The following is a 21886-nucleotide window of genomic DNA, read 5'->3' on the forward strand; positions in this document are numbered from 1 at the left end:
TGGTACTGCAGGGGGGACCCTGTGGGAGAGTAGGACACCGCCGAACAAATATTGGAGAAAGCCCCCGCACTTCGGTGCGGGGGCTTTCTTGCGTTCAGGGGCACTTTTATGGCGGGCTCCTTTTCCGCCCCTGCATTTCTGCAGTGCTCAAAGGCGTCCCGCTGCCTTGAGTGCCAGATATGCGTCCGCCAAGGCCGGCGGGAGATCGTTCGGGGTGGCGTCGACGACGGTCACTCCGTGGCGGGTCAGTTGTTCTGCGGTGCGATGGCGTTCTGCCTGGGCCTGCGCCGCGGCAGCGGCCTCGTACACGGCTTCGGTGTTTCCTCGTGCCGCTGCCATTCGCTCTATGTGGGGGTCGGACACCGAAGCGACGAGGACTGTGTGGCGCTGGGTGAGGCGGGAGAGTACGGGAAGCAGGCCTTCCTCGATGGGGGCCGCGTCGAGGGTCGTGAGGAGCACGATCAGGGAGCGGCGGGGGGCCGTGCGGATCGCGGTGGAGGTCAGACCGCGGGCGTCCGTTTCGAGGAGCTCCGGTTCGAGGCGGGCCATGGCGTTGACCAGGGAGGGAAGGACATCGCCTGCGGAACGGCCCTGTACGAGGGCTCGTACGCGGCGGTCGTATGCGAGGAGGTCCACGCGGTCGCCGGCCCGGGAGGCGAGGGCTGCCAGGAGGAGGGCCGCGTCCATGGAGGCGTCGAGGCGGGGGATGTCTCCGACGCGGCCCGCCGATGTGCGGCCCGTGTCGAGGATCAGGAGGATGTGGCGGTCGCGTTCGGGGCGCCAGGTGCGTACGGCGACCGTGGACTGGCGGGCGGTGGCTCGCCAGTCGATCGAGCGGGTGTCATCGCCGGGGACGTACTCGCGGAGGCTGTCGAATTCCGTGCCCTCGCCGCGGGTCAGGACGCTGGTGCGGCCGTCGAGTTCGCGCAGGCGGGCCAGCTTCGAGGGGAGGTGCTTGCGGCTGGTGAAGGGGGGCAGGACGCGTACCGTCCAGGGGACTTTGTGGCTGCCCTGGCGGGTGAGGAGGCCGAGAGGGCCGTACGAGCGGATGGTGACGCGGTCCGCGTGGCGGTCGCCGCGGCGGGTGGGGTGCAGACGGGTTGTCACGCGGCGGCGTTCGCCTGCGGGGACCGTGAGCTCGTGGCGGGACGCGGCGATCTCCGTGCCGGGCTGCCAGCTGCTCGGGGGCCAGGCGTCGCGGATGCGGGCGCGCAGAGGGCGGTTGGACGTGTTGGTGACCGTGAGGGTGACGTCGGCTGTTTCTCCGAGGCGTGCCGAGGTGTCGCCGGAGCGGGTCAGGCCGAGGCTGCGTACGGGGGCTGCCAGGGCGAAGTCGCAGGCGCAGGCGAGGGCCAGCGGGACGTTCACGGCGAGGATGCCTGTCCAGCTCGGTTCCCAGATGCCGACGGGGAGGGTGCCGAGGGCCGCCAGGAGGGCGGCGCGGCCGGTGAGGGCCATCAGCGGGGTACGGGGACGTGGGCGAGGATCGCGTTGATGACCGAGTCGGCCGTCACGCCCTCCATCTCTGCTTCCGGGCGGAGTTGGATGCGGTGGCGGAGGGTCGGGAGCGCGAGGGCTTTTACGTCGTCGGGGATGACGTAGTCGCGGCCGGTCAGCCAGGCCCAGGCGCGGGCCGTGGCCTGGAGCGCCGTCGCGCCGCGCGGGGAGACGCCGAGGGTGAGGGACGGGGATTCGCGGGTGGCGCGGCAGATGTCCACTACGTAGCCGGTGATTTCGGGGGAGACCGCGGTCTTGGCGACGGCCGCGCGGGCTGCTTCGAGGTCCGCGGGGCCGGCGACGGGGCGTACGCCGGCGGCGCGCAGGTCGCGTGGGTTGAAGCCCTCGGCGTGGCGGCTGAGGACGTTGATCTCGTCCTGGCGGGACGGGAGAGGGATTGTCAGCTTCAGGAGGAAACGGTCCAGCTGGGCTTCGGGGAGGGGGTATGTGCCTTCGTACTCGACCGGGTTCTGGGTGGCGGCGACCAGGAACGGCTCGGGGAGCGGGCGGGGGGTGCCGTCGACCGTGACCTGGCGTTCCTCCATCGCTTCGAGGAGCGAGGACTGGGTCTTGGGCGGCGTGCGGTTGATCTCGTCGGCGAGGAGGAGGTTCGTGAAGACCGGGCCGGGCTGGAAGGAGAACTCGGCGGTGCGGGCGTCGTAGACGAGGGAGCCCGTGATGTCGCTCGGCATCAGGTCGGGGGTGAACTGGACGCGCTTGGTGTCGAGTTCGAGTGCGGATGCCAGGGCACGGACGAGCAGTGTCTTGGCTACTCCGGGGACCCCTTCCAGCAGGACGTGTCCGCGGCAGAGGAGGGCGACGACGAGGCCGGTCACTGCGGGGTCCTGGCCGACCACGGCTTTGGCGATCTCGGTGCGCAGGGCTTCCAGGGAGGCGCGGGCGGTGCCCGGATCCCCGGTGTACCCGGCGTTGTCAGTGGTCGGGGCCATCATGGACGGCGTACCTCTCTTTCGAGGGCGTCGAGTTGGTCGGCGAGAGCGATGAGGGCCGCGTCGTCGCGGGGTGGCGGCCCGAAGAGGAGTGAGTGCAGGGCCTGTCCTTCCCGGCGGAGCTGGGCGGACAGGGCGGGGAGCAGGGTCTCGGGCGCGTGCGCCTGGGCGGGGGACACACCGACGAGGGGGGCGAGGCGGGTGCGGGTGGTGGAGCGCAGAGCCGCGGCGGCGCGGTCGCGGGCGTTGGACTTGCGGTAGAGGTGGGCGCGGCCTTCGACGGTCTCGGAGGCGCGGATCGCGACGGGGAGTTTCTCGGGCACGAGCGGGCCGAGGCGGCGGGCGCGCCAGAGGGCGGCCAGGACCGCGGCGAAGAAAAGCTGCAGCGTGCCCCAGAGCCAGCCGGAGGGCATCAGGTCGAAGAAGCTGCGGTCGCCGGCGTCGGTGGCCGAGTCGTCGGAGAGCGAGGGGAGGTACCAGACCAAGTGGGGGCGGGAACCGAGCAGTTGGAGGGCGAGCGAGGCGTTGCCCTGCTTGTCGAGGCGTTCGTTCTGGAGGATGTCGGGAGCACCGAGCACGACGGTGTCGCCCTTCCCCTCGGCCGCCGGGATGCGCACCAGGGTGGGCACGCCGTCGCCGGGGTAGCAGGAGTCGGCGCCGGGTGCGCTCGTGGTGTAGCGGATGCCGCCCGTTTCGGCCTTGCCCGCTCGTCGGGCGGCGGGGAGGGAACAGTTGGGCGACAGCGTGGTGTCGAAGCTGGGCGCGGGGTCGGCGTCCACTCCCGGGGCGAGGGTTCCGACGGACGGGGCGGTGGGGGCGACGAGGACGGTACGGCCGCCGGAGTTCGCGAACGCCGAGTGGAGGCGGTCCTGCTGACGTTCGGTCAGCAGGTCGGGGCGGGCGACCAGCAGGGTCGTGTCGGAGCCGACGGCGGCCGCGGCCTTGTCCAGGGTGGTGACCACACGGGTGGAGACACCTTGGCCGGCGAGGAGTTCGGCGACGGCGCGGCTGCCGGAGGGCTCTGCGGAGCGCGGGTCGAGGCTGCCGGTCTGGGCGTCCGAGCGGATCGCGGCGATGGCCACGGCGGCCGCCAGGAGGATCACGAGCGCGACCAGGACGCCGCGCGTGCGGGTCCACAGTTGACGGGCCGTGGGAGAGGCCGAGGTGGACGGCGGCGTGGCCTCGGGCGCCTCGGGTGCGGGGGCCTCGGTGGTCACTCGGCGGCCCCCTGGTGGGCGCTGTGGGCCGTGCTGTGGGTGCTGCTCGCGAGGACCGGCCTGGTGCGTTCCAGGTCCCGGTCGAGTTGCGAAAGGCGTTGGTACGTGTCCGAGCCGGCCGTTCGTCCGCCGTACGTCACGTCGTCGAAGTCCCGGGCGGCGGCGCGGAGTCGGTCCGTGTGGGCGGGGAGTGTGCGGCCCGCTTCGGCGGCGGCCTCGTCGGCGGTGCGGCCGGGGCGGGGGTCGAGCAGGGCGCGTTCCTCCAGGGAGCGCACGACGGCGCGCATGCGCTCCTGGACGGCCTGGTTCCAGTGGGCCTGGGCCGCGTGTGCCTCGGCGGCCGCGCGGTGCTCGGCGGCGCTGCGCGGCCGGTCGTCGAAGAGCGGGGCCGCTGATGTCGGGCCGCGGTGTGGGGTGCCGAGGCGCCACCAGAGGGCGCAGATGAGGGCCAGGGCCGCCAGGACGACGACGAGGAGGCCGAGTGCGCCGCCCGGTGTCGCGGAGGAGGCGGCGTTGAACAGCTTGTCGACCCACTCCCAGAAGGCGTCCAGGGCACGTTGGAGCAGGCTGGGGTCGTTCTCGTGGTACATCCGCTTGGACAGCTCGCGCCGGGCAGCCTCCTGCGCGGGGTCGCGTGGGATGGTGACCGGCGGTTCGCCTTCGCCGCGCGACAGCGCGAGTACGGCCGTCCCGTCGGCACGTGGCAGCGTCAGTACCGCTGTGAGAACTCCCCCCGCCAGGCTCACTCCGTCAGCTCCCAGGGGTGGAGCCGGGGGCGCCGGAGCCGTAGTCCTGGACGCCGGCCGCGCGGGCCAGGTCGAGGTCGAGGGCTTCGCGGCGGATGCGCTGGTCGATGTAGAGGAGCACGGAGACGCCGGCGGTGATCGGGAAGGTGAGCATGGAGCCGATCACCGAGCCGATCCCGCTGATGATGAGGAACGTCCAGCCGAGGTCGCCGGTGGCGGTGTTGAGGAAGCCGGTGACGCCCTCGCCGCTGAGTGCGGAGGCGAGGAAGGCGAAGGGGATCACGATGATCGACGCCACGATGTTCGCGATGATCGTGGCGAGCAGCTGGATGCCGAAGACCCGCCACCAGGAGCCGCGGACGAGCTTCGCGGAGCGGCTCATCGACTTGAGGACGCTCTGCTTCTCCAGCATCAGGGCGGGCGAGGCCAGCGAGAAGCGGATCATCAGCCAGAGCGCGACGACGGCCGCGGCGAGGCCGCCGAAGACGGCGAGCGCGATGGCGCCGTCACCTCCGCCGGCGAGGCCGACGAGGATGCCGGGCAGTGTGCCCAGGGCGCCGACCGTGATGGCGATGAGCGGGAGCAGGAAGGTCAGTCCGAAGAGCTTGGGCAGCTGCGGCCGGGCGTCGCTCCAGGCCTCCGCGGTGGTCACCGACTTGCCGAGCACGGCGCGGCTGGTCACGGTCGTGAGCAGGGCGGTCGCCACGATCGTGCCGAGCAGGGTGATCAGCAGGACGACGCCGGAGTTCAGGAGGCTGTCGCCCAGGGCGCGCGAGAGTTCGCCGGCGGTGGCGCTGGGGTCGTTGAGGGTCTCCGTACTGGCGCTGTCGTCCAGGACGAAGCCCTGGAGCAGGATCACGGCGATCTGCGTGAAGACCGCGACGGTCAGCGAGATACCGAGCACGGTGCGCCAGTGCGTACGCATCGTCGACACCGCGCCGTCGAGGATCTCGCCGACGCCGAGTGGGCGGAGCGGGATGACGCCGGGCTTGGCCGCGGGCGGGGGGCCGCCCCAGCCGCCTCCCCAGCCCGGGTGTCCGCCGGGTCCGTAACCGCCGGGGCCGCCGTAGCCACCAGGGCCGCCGGGACCTCCGTAGCCGCCGTACGGGCCGGTGGGCGGTTGGCCGCCCCAGCCGGGACCCGCGGGAGGCTGGCCGCCCCAGCCGGGGCCGGGCGGAGGTGGTGGCGGGGCCTGGGGCGGGGTGTCCTGGGGAGCGCCGGGGGACGGCCACTGGGCCGGTGGGGGCTGCTCCTTGGACCACTTCGGGCCGGGGCCGGACGGGTCGGTGCCGGGTCGGCCCGGTTCGCCCGCCGGCTCCGTGGGACCGGGCCGGTCCGAGGGCTCGGCAGGGCCGGAAGCCGTCGGCTCCTGTCCGTTCTGCCCGTCGGAGGGGGCAGATCCGGGCGATGCCCAGCCCGGAGTGTCTTTCATCGTCGCTCCTTCACGGTGCCCGTCCGCGGTCGCGGCGGCAGGTTGGCAGCCATCGTGCCACGGTGTGGCCGGGAAGTGACCGGCTGCCGTATGGGCTGCACACCTTCAATTGTCCGGCCGGTACGGGGCAGACTGGGCGGATGGCTGATCAGTACGCGCAATCCCGCGAGAACCAGCGGCCCACCGAGATACCGGCGATCCGGTGGGACGAGCCGCCGGAAGGCCCTGTACTGGTCCTCCTCGACCAGACGCGGCTGCCCGCCGAGGAGGTCGAGCTGGTGTGCACGGACGCGCCCGCCCTGGTGGAGGCGATCCGTACGCTCGCCGTTCGCGGGGCGCCGCTGCTCGGCATCGCGGGGGCTTACGGGGTCGCGCTCGCCGCCGCCCGAGGGTTCGACGTGGACGAGGCGGCGGCCTCGCTCGCGAGTGCCCGGCCGACCGCGGTGAACCTCTCGTACGGGGCGCGCAGGGCCCAGGCGGCGCACCTCGCGGTCCTGCGGGGCGGCGGTGACCAGAAGCAGGCCGCCGATGCCGCGCTGGCCGCCGCGCGGGCGCTCCACGAGGAAGATGCCCAGGCCAGCGCCCGGATGGCGACGCACGGGCTGGCGCTCCTCGACGAGCTGCTGCCCGGGGGCAACCACCGGATCCTGACGCACTGCAACACCGGTGCGCTGGTGTCCGGGGGCGAGGGCACGGCGTTCGCGGTGGCCCTCGCGGCGCACCGGGCGGGGCGGCTGCGCAGGCTCTGGGTGGACGAGACGCGGCCGTTGCTGCAAGGTGCTCGCCTGACGGCCTATGAGGCGGCGCGGAGCGGAATGGCGTACACCTTGCTCACGGACAACGCGGCGGGATCACTGTTCTCGGCGGGAGAGGTGGACGCGGTGCTGATCGGGGCCGACCGGATCGCGGCCGACGGTTCGGTGGCGAACAAGGTGGGGAGCTATCCGCTCGCGGTGCTGGCCAGGTACCACCATGTGCCGTTCATCGTGGTGGCGCCGGTGACGACGGTGGATCCGGACACTCCGAACGGAGCAGCGATCGAGGTCGAGCAGCGTGCCGGACATGAAGTGACGGAGATCACAGCACCCCAGGTGCCGGTGGCTGGAGCGGAAGCGGGAGGCGGGATACCGGTGGCACCCCTGGGGACCCAGGCGTACAACCCGGCGTTCGACGTGACGCCGCCCGAGCTGGTGACTGCGATCGTCACCGAAGAGGGCGCCGTGTCTCCTGTGACGGCTGAGGCGCTAGAAGAGCTGTGTGACAGGTCACGCCAGGTAACGATTTAGTTAATGGGATGATGTCGTTTATGAAGGGACGAGTCCTTGTCGTCGATGACGACACCGCACTGGCCGAGATGCTCGGCATTGTGTTGCGTGGTGAAGGTTTTGAGCCGTCTTTCGTAGCCGACGGCGACAAGGCGCTGGCCGCTTTCCGTGAGAGCAAGCCCGACCTGGTGCTCCTGGACCTGATGCTTCCCGGCCGGGACGGTATCGAGGTGTGCCGCCTGATCAGGGCGGAGTCCGGGGTGCCGATCGTGATGCTCACCGCGAAGAGCGACACCGTCGATGTCGTGGTCGGCCTCGAGTCGGGTGCGGACGACTACATCGTGAAGCCGTTCAAGCCAAAGGAGCTGGTGGCCCGGATCCGGGCCAGGCTGCGCAGGTCGGAGGAGCCCGCGCCCGAGCAGCTCGCCATAGGCGATCTGGTCATCGACGTGGCCGGTCACTCTGTGAAGCGGGACGGGGCATCGATCGCGCTGACTCCGCTGGAGTTCGACCTGCTGGTGGCGCTGGCCCGCAAGCCGTGGCAGGTGTTCACGCGTGAGGTGCTCCTTGAGCAGGTCTGGGGCTACCGCCACGCGGCGGACACCCGCCTGGTGAACGTCCATGTGCAGCGGCTGCGCTCCAAGGTCGAGAAGGACCCGGAGCGGCCGGAGATCGTAGTGACCGTCCGTGGCGTCGGTTACAAGGCCGGACCGAGCTGACATGTCCCGGGACAGTGCCGCTTCGGCGCCCGGCCAGCCGGGGACCCGCGCGGGGCGGCCTGTCGGCCGGAAGACGACGGGCTCCCGCTGGGGACAGTTCACCGAGGGCGGGCTGCTGCAGGGCGGAGTCCAGGGCAGCCCGGTCCTTCGGCTGTTCATGCGCTGGGTGCGCCGTCCGCTGCTGCCCGTCATGCGGCTGTGGCGGCGCAACATCCAGCTCAAGGTCGTCGTCACGACCCTGCTGATGTCCCTGGGTGTCGTTCTGCTGCTGGGCTTCGTCGTGATCGGGCAGGTGCGCAACGGCCTGCTGGACGCCAAGGTGAAGGCCTCGCAGAGCCAGGCCACGGGCGGGTTCACGGTCGCCAAGCAGGAGGCCGACAGCGCGGCGGGTGCGGACGACGGCCCGGGCTCGGACGAGAACCCCGTGCAGAACGTGAGCGGGTGGATGAGCGCTCTCGTGGAGTCGCTGTCCAGCGGCGGCCAGGGCGCGTTCAGCGTCGTGACCCTCAGCACCGCCTCCGCCGACAACGGCAGCAGGGGCCTCGGACCGCGTGCCTCGGGCTTCGTCGACTGGAGCCTCAGCGTGCCCGAGGACCTGCGGGACCGGGTCGACGAGGGCGCGGGCGCGGCCCAGAGCTACACGCGCATCTTCTACACGAACGGCCAGGCGTCCCAGCCGGCACTGATCATCGGCACCCAGCTCAACGACCCCAAGAACGCCCCGTACCAGCTGTACTACCTCTTCCCGCTCACGCAGGAGGAGAAGTCGCTCAGCCTCGTCAAGGGGACGCTCGCGACGGCCGGGCTGTTCGTGGTGGTGCTGCTCGGGGCGATCGCCTGGCTCGTGGTGCGCCAGGTCGTCACGCCCGTACGGATGGCCGCCGGGATCGCCGAGCGGCTGTCCGCCGGGCGCCTTCAGGAACGTATGAAGGTCACCGGCGAGGACGACATCGCGCGGCTCGGCGAGGCCTTCAACAAGATGGCGCAGAACCTGCAGCTGAAGATCCAGCAGCTGGAGGACCTGTCGCGGATGCAGCGGCGGTTCGTGTCCGACGTGTCGCACGAGCTGCGTACGCCGCTGACGACCGTCCGGATGGCGGCCGACGTCATCCACGACGCGCGCGTGGACTTCGACCCGATGACCGCGCGGTCGGCCGAGCTGCTCGCCGACCAGCTGGACCGTTTCGAGACGCTGCTCGCGGACCTGCTGGAGATCAGCCGCTTCGACGCGGGCGCGGCGGCCCTGGAGGCCGAGCCGATAGACCTGCGGGAGGTGGTACGCAGGGTCGTCAGCGGGGCCGAGCCGCTCGCCGACCGCAAGGGCACGCACATACGGGTTGTCGGGGACCAGCAGCCGGTGGTCGCCGAGGCGGACGCCCGGCGCGTGGAGCGGGTGCTGCGCAACCTCGTCGTCAACGCCGTGGAGCACGGCGAGGGCAAGGACGTCGTGGTCAAACTTGCCGCGGCGGGCGGGGCCGTCGCGGTCGCGGTGCGCGACTACGGAGTGGGGCTCAAGCCCGGCGAGGCGACCCGGGTGTTCAGCCGCTTCTGGCGGGCGGACCCGGCACGCGCGCGTACGACCGGCGGTACGGGCCTCGGCCTGTCCATCGCCCTGGAGGACGCGCGGCTGCACGGCGGCTGGCTGCAGGCCTGGGGTGAGCCGGGGGGCGGCTCGCAGTTCCGGCTGACGCTGCCGCGGACCGCGGACGAGCCGCTGCGGGGCTCGCCGATACCCCTGGAGCCCAAGGACTCGCGGCGCAACCGCGGACTGAACGACGCGGGGCTGCCCCTCGGCGGTACCCAGAAGCTGGCCACAGTGCCCGCGCAGCCCGTCAGCGAGCGCACCGGGCCGCCGCCCATGCAGGCGCGCTCGCAGCTCGCCCCCCGGGTGACGGGCGCCGTGGACCCGGCAGCGCTGCCCGGCAACGGCGCGCGCGTGGTGCCGCGGCCCACTGCGGAGACGCGCGGCCAGAGCACCGAGGCAGCGCAGGATGCCCCGTCCGAGGACCGGACGGGAACCGGTGAGCAGCCGGAACAGTTGAAGCAGGGGGAGGAATCACGTGGGCGCTGACCGCGATCGGGGCGGCCGTCGGCGTCCGGTGCGTCTGATGGCGTACGGCGTCTGTGGAGCCGTGCTGCTGACCGGGTGCGCCTCGATGCCGGACGGCGGGGATCTGCGCGGCGTCGAGGCCTCGCAGCAGCCGGACCCGAAGGTCCGGGTCTTCGCCATGCCGCCGCGGGAGAACGCGCAGCCCGAGGAGATCGTGCAGGGCTTCCTGGAGGCGCTGACCAGCGACGATCCAGCGTTCGAGACGGCACGCAAGTACTTGACGGGCGAGGCGTCCAAGGAGTGGCGTCCGAACCAGTCGACGACGGTGCTCGCGGACGGGCCGAACACCGCGGCGGAGCACAGCGGCAGCCGGGAGGCGACCGGCGACTACGCCTACTCGCTGACCGGCACCAGGGTCGCCAAGGTGGACTCGCAGTTCGCGTACGAGCCGGCCTCGGGCACGTACAACGAGTTCGTGCACCTCACGAAGCAGAAGGAGAAGGACGGCAGCAAGCAGTGGCGCATCGACGAGCTGCCGCAGGGCCTGGTGATGGGGAAGTCCGACTTCCAGCGCAACTACCTGTCCGTCAACAAGTACTACTTCGCGTCGAACACGTCGGGCGGGACGGACAAGCGGCTCGGGGCGGTCGCCGACCCCGTCTATGTGCGTGAGCAGGTGGACCCGGTGACGCAGATGGTCCGCTCGCTCCTGAAGGGGCCGACGAGCTGGCTCAAGCCGGTCGTCAGGTCCAGCTTCCCCACCGGTACGGCGTTGAAGAAGGGCGTCAAGTCGCTGACGCTCGACGACCAGAACCGGCTGACGGTGCCGTTGAACGACAAGGCCGACCGGATCGGCCAGTCCGTGTGCACGGAGATGGCGGCCCAACTCCTGTTCACCCTCCAGGACCTGACGCCCACGGGCATCGACGGGGTGGAGGTGCAGCGTTCGGACGGTACGCAGTCGTGTGTGCTCGGCGCCAACGACGCCGAGATCTACGTCGTGCACGGCCCGGCGAAGCGTGCCGAGTACGAGTACTTCATCGACGGTGAGAAGCGGCTCGTCCGGATAGCGAGCGCGGGCAGCGAGCAGGCGCCCGAGCCGGTGCCGGGCGCGCTCGGCAACGGTGACAAGGCGCTGCGGGCGGCCGCGGTCTCACGGGACGAGGACACGGCGGCCGGGGTGTCGCTCGACGGGCGCTCGCTGTACGTCGGGTCGCTCGCGTCGGGCGGTTCGCTCGGGGAACCCGTGCTGCGCAGCAAGGCCAAGTCGGAGGACGACGGGCTGACGACGCCCAGTTGGGACACGAGCGGGAACCTGTGGGTGGCCGACCGTGACCCGAAGAGCTCCAAGCTGCTGCTGCTCGCGAAGGGCGCGGGTGAGCCCCTGGTGGCCACGACGCCCGGGCTCGAAGGGCGCATCGAGGCGGTGCGGGTGGCCGCCGACGGGGTGCGGATCGCGCTGATCGTGCGGAAGGACGACAGGACGACCCTGCTCATGGGGCGGATCGAGCGGCAGAACGGATCGGACGGGAAGCCGTCCGTCTCCATCCACGAACTGCGGTCCGTGGCACCGCGGCTGGAGGAGGTCACCGCCATGTCCTGGGCCGGCGACAGCCGTCTGGTCGTGGTCGGGCGCGAGGCCCGGGTCGTGCAGCAGATCCAGTACGTCCAGGTCGACGGCTCCACACCGGTCGGTCCGGCACCCGCCGCGCTCACCGGCGTGAAGGAGATCGCCGCCTCCGAGGACGAACGGCTGCCCCTGGTGGCCCACTCGGAGGACGGGATCGTGCGGCTCTCGTCCGGGTCCCAGTGGCAGACGGTGGTCAAGAAGGGGATGGCGCCGGTCTATCCGGGGTGAGTCCTGGCCCCGGGCCCGTCCGGGCCGGCTCGCCTTCGCTGTCTGAGCGCCTCGCTCGTGTGGGTGACAACGTCCCTGTGGTTGCCGGGAGTTGTCCACAGGGAGTTGTCCACAGGGGTGGCAGGGGCGCTCGGACGTTGGCACAGTGGTGGGCATGCGGGGGTGGTGGCAGGACCTCACCGACCTGGTGCTGCCGGCCGAGTGCGGAGGCTGTGGGAGGCCTCGCGCGGTGCTCTGCCCGGAGTGCCGTGCCGCCCTGACGGGGGCCGTACCGAGCCGGGTGCGACCGGAGCCGGAACCACCGGGGCTGCCGGTGGTGCACGCGGCGGCTCCGTACGAGGACGAGGTGCGCGCGGTGCTCCTCGCCCACAAGGAACGGGGTGCGCTGATGCTTGCGGGTCCTCTGGGAGCGGCGCTGGCGGGGGCCGTGCGGGCGGGGCTCGCGACCGGCGGCGGGAGCGGGGCCGCGGGGCACGTGCCCGGCGCCCGCGAGCCCGGTGGACCCCGTGGACACGGCGGGCCCGTCGGAGTGGGCGGCTCCGGGATGCCTGTGTCGCTCGTTCCCGTGCCGTCCGCGCCCTGGGCGGTCCGGGCGCGGGGGCACGACCCGGCACGGCGGATCGCGCTCGCCGCCGCGGGTGAGCTGCGGCGTACGGGGACACCGGCCCGGGTGGTCGCCGTACTGCGGCAGCGGCGTGCCGTGGCCGACCAGTCGGGGCTCAACTCCCGGCAGCGGCTGGACAATCTCGCCGGTGCCCTGGAGGTGCCCGCGGGTGGAGTGCGGCTGCTGGCCGGCGGCGGGCGGGTCGTGCTCGTCGACGACCTCATGACCACGGGCGCGTCCCTGGCGGAGGCGACAAGGGCCCTGAACGCCGTTCTCGTGGCGAGAACCGGTCCTTACGGCCGAGTAACACCCAAAGTGACAGGGGAAGGGACGTCACAAACGACGGCGACAGGTGTAGGCCGACCAGAAGCGGTCAGGGAAATGAGAGGTACGAACGACGCCGAAGGCATGCTCGCAGCGGCTGTGGTCGCGGCGACTCCGGCATCTTTCGAAATAAACCGGAACTGACAGAGAAGTTGCGTCGTTGCAGGTAGTGAGAGGTTCCATTCACCTGAATGGAGGTACGCCGCAGTAGAGGGTGACGCCATCCGTCCAGGCGAGATATGTTCGGTTGTGAGGGAATGGCGGACGCCGTCCCTCGCATATCGGAATGCCGTGCCGTGGGTTTTCTGCAATCACCCGCGACAGTGGGTGGAGATCTTGCCCGCGGGGGAGGAGGAGGTGGAAGTCACCGAGTCCGAGGCTCCGCGAGTCGCTGGAGCCTGGTGCAAAAGGGAGATGCTCCGCCGTCGATGCGGAGTGATCCGGGAACGGAGTTCTGCGTGGACATCGTCGTCAAGGGCCGCAAGACCGAGGTGCCCGAGCGGTTCCGCAAGCACGTGGCCGAGAAGCTGAAGCTGGAGAAGATCCAGAAGCTCGACGGCAAGGTGATCAGCCTCGACGTCGAGGTGTCCAAGGAGCTGAACCCCCGGCAGGCCGACCGCTCCGACCGAGTGGAGATCACGCTTCACTCCCGCGGTCCGGTGATCCGGGCGGAGGCAGCGGCAAGCGATCCGTACGCGGCGCTGGACCTGGCGGCAGACAAGCTGGAAGCGCGGCTGCGCAAGCAGCACGACAAGCGGTACACGCGCCGTGGCGCCCGCAGGATCTCGGCGGCCGAGGTCGCCGACCACGTTCCGGGCGCGGCGACGCTGAACGGGAACGGCAGTGTGGTCCACGAGGAAGAGCCCGAGGCAGTGCCGACCAAGAAGATCGGCTCGCTCGAGGTGAAGGGTGACGGCCCCCTCGTCGTCCGCGAGAAGACCCACGTCGCGTCCCCCATGACGCTCGACCAGGCGCTCTACGAGATGGAGCTGGTCGGGCACGACTTCTATCTTTTCGTCGACTCCGAGACCAAGGAACCGAGTGTCGTCTACCGGCGGCACGCGTACGACTACGGCGTCATCCACCTCAGCACGGACCCGATGGTCGCCAAGGCGCAGCAGGCCCCGGCAGGCGGGGCGCTGGGCGGCTGACCTCGCCCGGTGAGCTCACCCCGGCCTTCGGCCGGGGGGACGGACCCTCGGCGGTGCCCCTGGAGTGCCCGTGCGCCCCCAGGGGCACCGGTGTGCGACCCCTTCGTGCCCCGCTCTGTCGTCCCGTTGTCGCCCGGGCATGGAATCATGGCCGTACCGGCCCAACCGGTGGGCCGTTGCCTCGGGTTGGCGATGGCACAAGAAACACAGGCCACGGCCTTCAGGGGGAGGAACCATGGCGGACAGCTTCGGACCGATGCGTGACGAAGATGCCGACGACGGCGTCGTCGGCATGGGCCCGGACGCGGGGTCCCCACGCAAGGAACCCATCAGGGTCCTTGTCGTGGATGACCATGCCCTCTTCCGTCGCGGCCTGGAGATCGTGCTCGCCGCCGAGGAGGACATCCAGGTCGTCGGCGAGGCGGGTGACGGCGCGGAGGCGGTCGACAAGGCCGCCGATCTGCTGCCGGACATCGTGCTGATGGACGTACGGATGCCCAAGCGCGGCGGCATCGAGGCGTGCACCTCCATCAAGGAGGTCGCGCCCAGCGCGAAGATCATCATGCTCACGATCAGCGACGAGGAGGCCGACCTCTACGACGCGATCAAGGCGGGGGCCACCGGTTATCTCCTCAAGGAGATCTCCACGGACGAAGTGGCCACGGCCATTCGCGCTGTTGCGGACGGGCAGTCGCAGATCAGTCCTTCGATGGCGTCGAAGCTGCTCACCGAGTTCAAGTCGATGATCCAGCGCACGGACGAGCGGCGGCTGGTGCCGGCGCCTCGGCTCACCGAGCGTGAGCTGGAGGTTCTCAAGCTCGTGGCGACCGGGATGAACAACCGGGATATCGCCAAGGAGTTGTTCATCTCCGAGAACACCGTGAAGAACCATGTGCGGAACATTCTGGAGAAGCTGCAGTTGCACTCCAGGATGGAGGCCGTGGTGTATGCGATGCGGGAGAAGATTCTTGAGATTCGTTAGCAGTGCGGGGTCGTTGAGCGCCGTGGGGTGAACGGTTGGGTCCGGCTGCGGGCCGGTGGGGGCTTGTCGCGCAGTTCCCCGCGCCCTGAAAGCCCCCGGCGCCGCCAACGGGGAACTCAGCCAGTCCTAGCCCAGCGTTCGGGCCAGTTCCGTTGTCAGGGCTTCTCGCAGGGCCGGAGTGTTCGCTCGCTCCACCCGTACGTTCGTGCAGTCGACCCAGGTGGCTGCCTCCAGGAGGGCCTGGGCCACTGCCGGTACTGCCTTGGGGCTGTCGAGGGTGACCTGCTTGGCCACCAGTGTGGCGCCCTCGCGTGCCGGGTCGACGCGGCCGACGAGGTGGCCGCCGGCGAGGACCGGCATGGCGAAGTAGCCGTAGACCCGCTTCGGCTTGGGGACGTAGGCCTCCAGGCGGTGGGTGAAGCCGAAGATGCGCTCCGTGCGGGCCCGCTCCCAGACCAGGGAGTCGAACGGCGACAGGAGCGTGGTGCGGTGGCGGCCCCGCGGAGGCGTCTCCAGGGCCGCGGGATCCGCCCAGGCGGGCTTGGCCCAGCCCTCCACCGTCACCGGGACCAGACCGGAGTCCGCGAGCACCGCGTCGACCTGCTCGCCCTTGAGGCGGTGGTAGTCGGCGATGTCCGCGCGCGTGCCGACGCCCAGGGACTGGCCCGCGAGCCGGACCAGGCGGCGCAGGCACTCCGCGTCGTCCAGCTCGTCGTGGAGCAGGTCGCCCGGGATGGCGCGCTCGGCGAGGTCGTACACCCGCTTCCAGCCGCGGCGCTCGGTGCACACCACCTCGCCGTACATCAGCGCGCGCTCGACGGCGACCTTCGTGCCCGACCAGTCCCACCACTCGCTGGTCTTCTTCGCGCCGCCCAAGTCGGTGGCCGTGAGCGGGCCTTCGGTCCTCAGCTGCTTGATGACCTGGTCGTACGTGCCGTCCGGCAGGTCGTGGTTCCAGTGCGGACGGGCGCGGTAGGAGCGGCGGCGGAACGCGAAGTGCGGCCACTCCTCGGCGGGGAGGATGCAGGCGGCGTGCGACCAGTACTCGAAGGCGTGGGGGCGCGGCGGAGCCGTGCCGTCGGACGCCGGCGTCCAGTAGGCGCCGTCCACCGTCTTGCGGCCGACCGCGCCGAGGCGGGCGTACGGAATGAGTTCGTGGGAGCGGGCCAGGACGGAGATCGTGTCGAGCTGGACCGCGCCGAGGTGCCGCAGTACGCCTCGGACGCCGCCCCTGCGGTCGGGGGCGCCCAGGAAACCCTGGGCGCGCAGGGCGATTCGGCGGGCCTCGTCGGCGGTGAGTTCGGCGGTGGGGCGCGGCAGACTCGTCATGGTCCGCACGATATGCGGTGCCACTGACAATGGGCTCTGAGCTGCGAAAACTGCCGGGTGGATCTGCCGGGGAAGACAGCCGGGGCCGGGGCGGGCGCCAGGAGTTCAGTCCTGTCGTGGAGCGGGCAGGTAGGGCGCTGTCGACGGCAGGCCCAGGTCCGACGGGAGCAGAGACCCGATCCAGCAGTCGCGGCGTACGCCCTTGTTGTTGATGCCGGAGCGCAGGGTGCCCTCGATGCTGAAGCCGGCGCGTTCGGCGACCGCGCGGGAGCCCGTGTTGCCGACCTCGGCCCGCCACTCGACGCGGTCGATCGCCAGCTGGGTGAACGCCCAGCGGGAGGTGGTGACGGCGGCCTCGGTGATGTAGCCGTTGCCCCGGTGTTCCTTCGTCGCCCAGAAACCGATCTCGCCGACCCCCAGGGAGCGCATCGTGATGGCGAGCATGCCGACGAGTTCGCCGCTGATGGGCAGGAAGACACCGAAGGTGAACATCGAGCAGTCCACCCATCCGTCGGGCACCATCTGCTCGGTGAAGGCCGTGGCGTGCTCGGGCAGATAGGGCGAGGGGATCGTGGTCCAGCGCTGGATGTCGGGATCCTGGACGGCGTCGTACACGGCGTCGGTGTCGTGCGGTCCCACCGTGCGCAGCAGGAGCCGTTCGGAGGTCAGTGTGACGGGGTCCATCGGCCGATTCTGCTCGGGCTTCGGTGCGGAAGCCATAACTTTAGCTCTGCGTGAGTTGACGGTTACCTTTCGTAGCGCTTGCGCGGCACCTTCCGCATCCTCCGCCCGTTGTCTCAATGGCTGTCACATGCAGACCTCCCGGCGCGGTGGGGTCCTCGCTTACGATGGCCGTTGCTCAAGCTGTGATTTGAAACCGTCATTGAAACCGACCGTCCCAGGCCCGACCGGCAAGGAGACAAACCCCCGTGTCCGTCCTCTCGAAGATCATGCGTGCAGGCGAAGGAAAGATCCTGCGCAAGCTGCACCGCATCGCGGACCAGGTCAACTCCATCGAAGAGGACTTCGTTGACCTCTCCGACGCCGAGCTGCGAGCCCTGACCGATGAGTACAAGCAGCGGTACGCCGACGGCGAGAGCCTCGACGACCTGCTGCCCGAGGCGTTCGCGACCGTCCGTGAGGCCGCGAAGCGCGCCCTCGGCCAGCGTCCCTACGACGTGCAGATCATGGGCGGCGCAGCGCTCCACCTCGGCTATGTCGCCGAGATGAAGACCGGTGAGGGCAAGACCCTGGTCGGCACGCTGCCCACGTATCTGAACGCCCTCTCAGGAGACGGTGTTCACCTCATCACGGTCAACGACTACCTGGCCGAGCGCGACTCCGAGATGATGGGCCGTGTCCACAAGTTCCTGGGCCTGAGCGTCGGCTGCATCCTGGCCAACATGACGCCGGCCCAGCGCCGCGAGCAGTACGCGTGCGACATCACGTACGGCACGAACAACGAGTTCGGCTTCGACTACCTGCGCGACAACATGGCGTGGTCGCAGGACGAACTGGTGCAGCGCGGCCACAACTTCGCGGTGGTCGACGAGGTCGACTCGATCCTCGTCGACGAGGCCCGTACGCCGCTGATCATCTCCGGCCCCGCAGACCAGGCCACCAAGTGGTACGGCGACTTCGCCAAGCTCGTCACGCGCCTGAAGAAGGGCGAGGCGGGCAACACCCTCAAGGGCATCGAGGAAACCGGCGACTACGAGGTCGACGAGAAGAAGCGCACCGTCGCCATCCACGAGCCCGGCGTCGCCAAGGTCGAGGACTGGCTGGGCATCGACAACCTCTACGAGTCGGTGAACACGCCTCTGGTGGGCTACCTGAACAACGCCATCAAGGCCAAGGAGCTCTTCAAGAAGGACAAGGACTACGTCGTCATCGACGGCGAAGTCATGATCGTCGACGAGCACACCGGCCGTATCCTCGCCGGCCGCCGCTACAACGAGGGCATGCACCAGGCGATCGAGGCGAAGGAAGGGGTGGACATCAAGGACGAGAACCAGACGCTCGCCACGATCACCCTGCAGAACTTCTTCCGCCTCTACAAGCGCCACGACCACAACGGCAAGGAAGTCCCCGGTCTCTCCGGCATGACTGGTACGGCGATGACCGAGGCTGCCGAGTTCCACCAGATCTACAAGCTCGGCGTCGTCCCGATCCCGACCAACCGGCCGATGGTCCGCAAGGACATGTCCGACCTGATCTACCGCACCGAGGTCGCGAAGTTCGAGGCCGTCGTCGACGACATCGCCGAGAAGCACGAGAAGGGCCAGCCGATCCTCGTCGGCACGACGTCGGTCGAGAAGTCCGAGTACCTCTCGCAGCAGCTCTCCAAGCGAGGCATCCAGCACGAGGTGCTGAACGCGAAGCAGCACGACCGCGAGGCCCCGATCATCGCCCAGGCCGGCCGCAAGGGTGCCGTCACCGTCGCCACGAACATGGCCGGCCGTGGCACGGACATCAAGCTCGGCGGCAACCCGGACGACCTCGCCGAGGCCGAGCTGCGCCAGCGCGGTCTCGACCCCGAGGAGCACATCGAGGAGTGGGCCGCCGCGCTGCCCGCCGCCCTGGAGCGGGCCGAGAAGGCCGTGCAGGCCGAGTTCGAAGAGGTCAAGGAGCTCGGCGGGCTCTATGTGCTGGGCACCGAGCGGCATGAGTCCCGCCGTATCGACAACCAGCTGCGCGGCCGCAGCGGCCGTCAGGGCGACCCGGGCGAGTCCCGCTTCTACCTCTCCCTGGGCGACGACCTGATGCGCCTCTTCAAGGCCCAGATGGTCGAGCGCGTCATGTCGATGGCGAACGTCCCGGACGATGTGCCGATCGAGAACAAGATGGTCACCCGTGCCATCGCCTCCGCCCAGTCGCAGGTCGAGACGCAGAACTTCGAGACCCGCAAGAACGTCCTCAAGTACGACGAGGTCCTCAACCGGCAGCGCGAGGTCATCTACGGCGAGCGTCGCCGCGTCCTGGAGGGCGAGGACCTGCAGGAGCAGATCCAGCACTTCATGAACGACACGATCGACGCGTACATCGACGCGGAGACCGCCGAGGGCTTCGCCGAGGAATGGGACGTGGACCGGCTGTGGGGCGCCTTCAAGCAGCTCTACCCGGTGAAGGTCACCGTGGAGGAACTGGAGGACGCGGCCGGCGACCGTGCCGGTCTGACCGCCGAGTTCATCTCCGAGTCCATCAAGGACGACATCTACGAGCAGTACTCGGCCCGCGAGGAGCAGCTCGGCTCCGAGATCATGCGTGAGCTGGAGCGCCGGGTCGTGCTGTCGGTCCTGGACCGCAAGTGGCGCGAGCACCTCTACGAGATGGACTACCTCCAGGAGGGCATCGGCCTGCGCGCGATGGCCCAGAAGGACCCGCTGGTCGAGTACCAGCGCGAGGGCTTCGACATGTTCACCGCCATGATGGACGGCATCAAGGAGGAGTCCGTCGGCTACCTGTTCAACCTGGAGGTCCAGGTCGAGCAGCAGGTCGAGGAGGTCCTGGTCGAGGACGCCAAGCCGTCGCTCTCCAAGGGGGACGCGGTTCCGGCGGGTGCCTCCCGTCCGGAGATCCGTGCCAAGGGGCTCGACGCTCCGCAGCGGCCGGACCGGCTGCACTTCTCCGCGCCGACCGTGGACGGCGAGGGCGGCATCGTCGAGGGCGACTTCACCAACGACGACGAGCCGGTGCGGTCGGAGTCGGACGGGCTCACGCGCGCGGAGCGCCGTAAGCAGCAGAAGGGCGGCCGTCGCCGCAAGAAGTGACGGTTCGCTCCGCGGGGGTGAGCGGTTCGCTCCGCGGGGTGGGCGGTTCGCCTTGCGGGGTGGGTAGTTGAAGGGCCGGGCATCCTTTGGTGCCCGGCCCTTCGTGTTGGGTGGCCCTCGGCCCGGGGCGCCACCGAGCCGATCGCCCGGCTCCTGCCCTGGCTTCGGTGCCGCCGGGGGTCGGGTGTTGTCCGCTGCGGGGCGGTGGGGGCTTGCCGCGCGGTTCCCCGCGTCCACGACGGGGTGCGGGGCCGTACCTCGTCAGTCCTCGTTCGTGCGTGGCATGCGGGCGCCGCCCAGTTCCACCGCTGTGCAGCGCCAGCGGAGGTCGGAGCCCTGTTCCAGGCGGAATGCCATGGCACGGAGCTGGTCGCCCGCCCCGATGCGGGCAAAGGCCTCGACGGCGCCCGGACGAGGGACGTAGTAGCCGATGTCGCGTACGACGGGGCGGGTGCCGCGGGCGCGGAGCGGGCCGCGTTCGGCGAGCCAGGCCAGTTCGTCGTACGCGCGTCCCGCGGTGTGCCGGAGCATGCAGTGGACGGGGCGCTGACCACTCAGAACGGCCAGCAGACGGTCGGCGAACAGGTCGGTGGGGCGAGGCTGCCGGGGTGCACCGGGAAGGCCCTCAGCGGGGGCTGTGGGGGCTGCAGGGGGCGTACGGGGCGGAGCTCCGGACGGGACCGGCGACGTGGTCGAGGTGCTCGACGTGGTGGGCGGGCTGCCGTTGCGCGAGGCCGTGTGCGGGGTCGTACGGGGTGCGCTCGCGTGCCGCGCCGGGGCGAGTGCGGTGCCGCCCGGCGCCGAGCTGCCCGGTGTCATGCCGTTCGGCGCTGCGACGTCAGGTGCCGTGCTCAGGGGGGTGCCGGCCCGCCTTGTGCGGGGTGTGCCGCCACCCGGTGTCGTACGTGGTGTGCCGGCGCCCGGGCGGCGCGTGTCGTGGCGTACCGGCGGGCGGGTGCCCGGGGCGCCCGTGGTGCGCTTCGTCCTGGTCATCACCTTGTTCACGGCGGGATCCCCATTCCGTCGGACCGGCTGGATACCGGTCGGTAACTTTCCGTTGGGGATCTTGTACGAGGCCGGAGCGGGCGGCCGCAAGGACGCCGGGCGCGCGCCGGGGGTGCCGGAAGGTTCACCTATCAGGGTGACGGGGGAGGGTGGGAGGCTTGGCGGGGCAGGGGTGTACCGGGTGATGTGCGAGGCCGGTGGTGGACGCCTCCGGAGGGGTGGCCGGGACTCGAAAGGGGACGCCCGCACGTATCCTGAAGGCCCTCCCGGGAGGCGCTGAGCCGCCCGCTCGGAGTCCTCCGACGGCGAAATCCGACGGCTGACCCGGCGGGGAGATCCGACCACGCAATCCGACCATGCGATCCGACTACGAAAGCGGCCAGCCATGCGCGTCTACGTCCCCCTGACCCTCTCCGGTCTCGCCGAGGCGTACAAGACGGGTGAGCTGGGGTCGGGGCCCTTCGTGGCGTACGCCGTCACGCCCGCGCTGCGGGAGTGGTACCTGTCCGACGACATCGAGGAACTGGAGTACGCGGCGCTGAACCGGGCCGCGCTCGCCTCCCTGCGGCTGGTCGCGCTCGACCCCGGAGCCCCGCGGCGACGGGTCGTCGTCGCCGTGGACGTGCCGGACGGGGCTGCCGTCGCCGATCCCGACCGGGGGCTCGACCCCTCGGCGCTCGGCGAGGTGCGGGTCGGTGGAGCCGTGGCGCTGGCCAAGGCCGCGGCGGTGCATCTCGACTCGGACGAGGCCGAGGCGGACGTGGCGGCGGCCGCGGACGTGCTGGGCGCGGCCGACCGGGGTGACGACGACGCGCAGTTCCTCGTGGACGGGGCCGAGGACCACGAGCTGCTGTGGTTCGCCACGCAGGAGATCCCGAACCTGGTGGGGCTGGGCGACTGACGGACCCGGCCTCCTGGTCGCGGCTCCTGGGGGGCGTGCTGAAGCGCACAGGATGTGTTGTCAGTGTGGCCGGGTATTTTTTTGGT

General features: G+C 70.7%; 17 protein-coding genes. 9 read left to right on the top strand and 8 right to left on the bottom strand.

Annotated features, from left to right (window positions below):
- Positions 1 to 147: 147 nt before the first annotated feature.
- From ACZ5VQ_RS27725 to ACZ5VQ_RS27745, 5 genes are read right to left on the bottom strand one after another with little or no spacing between them, the layout of a single operon-like run.
- Positions 148 to 1458: a DUF58 domain-containing protein gene (locus ACZ5VQ_RS27725; RefSeq protein ID WP_469107261.1), complete on the bottom strand. Its 1311-nt coding sequence runs from the start codon at positions 1456 to 1458 to the stop codon at positions 148 to 150.
- Positions 1458 to 2450 carry an AAA family ATPase gene (locus ACZ5VQ_RS27730; protein ID WP_469107262.1) on the bottom strand — a complete coding sequence of 331 codons (993 nt, stop codon included), beginning with the start codon at positions 2448 to 2450 and terminating at the stop codon, positions 1458 to 1460. Before ACZ5VQ_RS27730 ends, ACZ5VQ_RS27725 begins: the two co-directional genes overlap by 1 nt.
- Positions 2447 to 3664 carry a DUF4350 domain-containing protein gene (locus tag ACZ5VQ_RS27735; RefSeq protein ID WP_469107263.1) on the bottom strand — a complete coding sequence of 406 codons (1218 nt, stop codon included), beginning with the start codon at positions 3662 to 3664 and terminating at the stop codon, positions 2447 to 2449. The genes ACZ5VQ_RS27730 and ACZ5VQ_RS27735 overlap by 4 nt, the downstream gene beginning before the upstream one ends.
- Positions 3661 to 4410 (bottom strand): DUF4129 domain-containing protein, encoded by a 750-nt coding sequence (locus ACZ5VQ_RS27740; protein ID WP_469107264.1) that lies wholly within the window; start codon positions 4408 to 4410, stop codon positions 3661 to 3663. Before ACZ5VQ_RS27740 ends, ACZ5VQ_RS27735 begins: the two co-directional genes overlap by 4 nt.
- Before the next feature lie 4 nt (positions 4411 to 4414).
- Positions 4415 to 5842 carry a DUF7847 domain-containing protein gene (locus ACZ5VQ_RS27745; protein ID WP_469107265.1) on the bottom strand — a complete coding sequence of 476 codons (1428 nt, stop codon included), beginning with the start codon at positions 5840 to 5842 and terminating at the stop codon, positions 4415 to 4417.
- Between the two features lie 140 nt (positions 5843 to 5982).
- Here ACZ5VQ_RS27745 and mtnA point away from each other — a divergent pair, with 140 nt between their 5' ends.
- From mtnA to ACZ5VQ_RS27780, 7 genes are all read left to right on the top strand, one after another.
- A complete protein-coding gene (gene mtnA, locus ACZ5VQ_RS27750; protein WP_055616054.1) occupies positions 5983 to 7128 on the top strand; it encodes an S-methyl-5-thioribose-1-phosphate isomerase in 1146 nt (381 codons plus the stop codon).
- Positions 7129 to 7136: 8 nt separating this feature from the next.
- Complete coding sequence (gene mtrA / locus ACZ5VQ_RS27755) at positions 7137 to 7826, top strand: two-component system response regulator MtrA (protein ID WP_188114266.1); 690 nt, start codon at positions 7137 to 7139, stop codon at positions 7824 to 7826.
- A 1-nt stretch (position 7827) separates the two neighbouring features.
- Positions 7828 to 9897, top strand: coding sequence for an MtrAB system histidine kinase MtrB (mtrB, locus tag ACZ5VQ_RS27760; RefSeq protein ID WP_469107266.1), 2070 nt, complete (start codon positions 7828 to 7830; stop codon positions 9895 to 9897).
- Entirely contained in the window at positions 9887 to 11734 is a 1848-nt protein-coding gene (locus ACZ5VQ_RS27765) for an LpqB family beta-propeller domain-containing protein (protein ID WP_469107267.1), read from the top strand. Before mtrB ends, ACZ5VQ_RS27765 begins: the two co-directional genes overlap by 11 nt.
- A gap of 154 nt (positions 11735 to 11888) precedes the next feature.
- Positions 11889 to 12806: a ComF family protein gene (locus ACZ5VQ_RS27770; RefSeq protein WP_469107268.1), complete on the top strand. Its 918-nt coding sequence runs from the start codon at positions 11889 to 11891 to the stop codon at positions 12804 to 12806.
- 314 nt (positions 12807 to 13120) lie between these two features.
- Positions 13121 to 13813 carry a ribosome hibernation-promoting factor, HPF/YfiA family gene (hpf, locus tag ACZ5VQ_RS27775; RefSeq protein ID WP_450556276.1) on the top strand — a complete coding sequence of 231 codons (693 nt, stop codon included), beginning with the start codon at positions 13121 to 13123 and terminating at the stop codon, positions 13811 to 13813.
- Between the two features lie 235 nt (positions 13814 to 14048).
- Entirely contained in the window at positions 14049 to 14795 is a 747-nt protein-coding gene (locus tag ACZ5VQ_RS27780) for a response regulator (RefSeq protein ID WP_055617175.1), read from the top strand.
- Positions 14796 to 14921: 126 nt separating this feature from the next.
- On the opposite strand, the gene ACZ5VQ_RS27785 is transcribed toward ACZ5VQ_RS27780, so the two are convergent.
- Positions 14922 to 16124, bottom strand: coding sequence for a winged helix-turn-helix domain-containing protein (locus ACZ5VQ_RS27785; RefSeq protein ID WP_469107269.1), 1203 nt, complete (start codon positions 16122 to 16124; stop codon positions 14922 to 14924).
- 105 nt (positions 16125 to 16229) lie between these two features.
- Positions 16230 to 16808 carry a GNAT family N-acetyltransferase gene (locus tag ACZ5VQ_RS27790; RefSeq protein WP_469107270.1) on the bottom strand — a complete coding sequence of 193 codons (579 nt, stop codon included), beginning with the start codon at positions 16806 to 16808 and terminating at the stop codon, positions 16230 to 16232.
- Positions 16809 to 17053: 245 nt separating this feature from the next.
- Here ACZ5VQ_RS27790 and secA point away from each other — a divergent pair, with 245 nt between their 5' ends.
- Positions 17054 to 19894 (top strand): preprotein translocase subunit SecA, encoded by a 2841-nt coding sequence (secA, locus tag ACZ5VQ_RS27795; RefSeq protein WP_469107271.1) that lies wholly within the window; start codon positions 17054 to 17056, stop codon positions 19892 to 19894.
- Between the two features lie 261 nt (positions 19895 to 20155).
- Here secA and ACZ5VQ_RS27800 read toward each other — a convergent pair whose 3' ends face one another.
- Positions 20156 to 20899: an Rv3235 family protein gene (locus ACZ5VQ_RS27800; RefSeq protein ID WP_469107272.1), complete on the bottom strand. Its 744-nt coding sequence runs from the start codon at positions 20897 to 20899 to the stop codon at positions 20156 to 20158.
- A 385-nt stretch (positions 20900 to 21284) separates the two neighbouring features.
- On the opposite strand from ACZ5VQ_RS27800, the gene ACZ5VQ_RS27805 reads away from it, so the two are divergent.
- Positions 21285 to 21800, top strand: coding sequence for a DUF6912 family protein (locus tag ACZ5VQ_RS27805; RefSeq protein ID WP_469107273.1), 516 nt, complete (start codon positions 21285 to 21287; stop codon positions 21798 to 21800).
- Positions 21801 to 21886: the final 86 nt, after the last annotated feature.

The organism is Streptomyces sp. NPDC033178 (assembly GCF_055577685.1).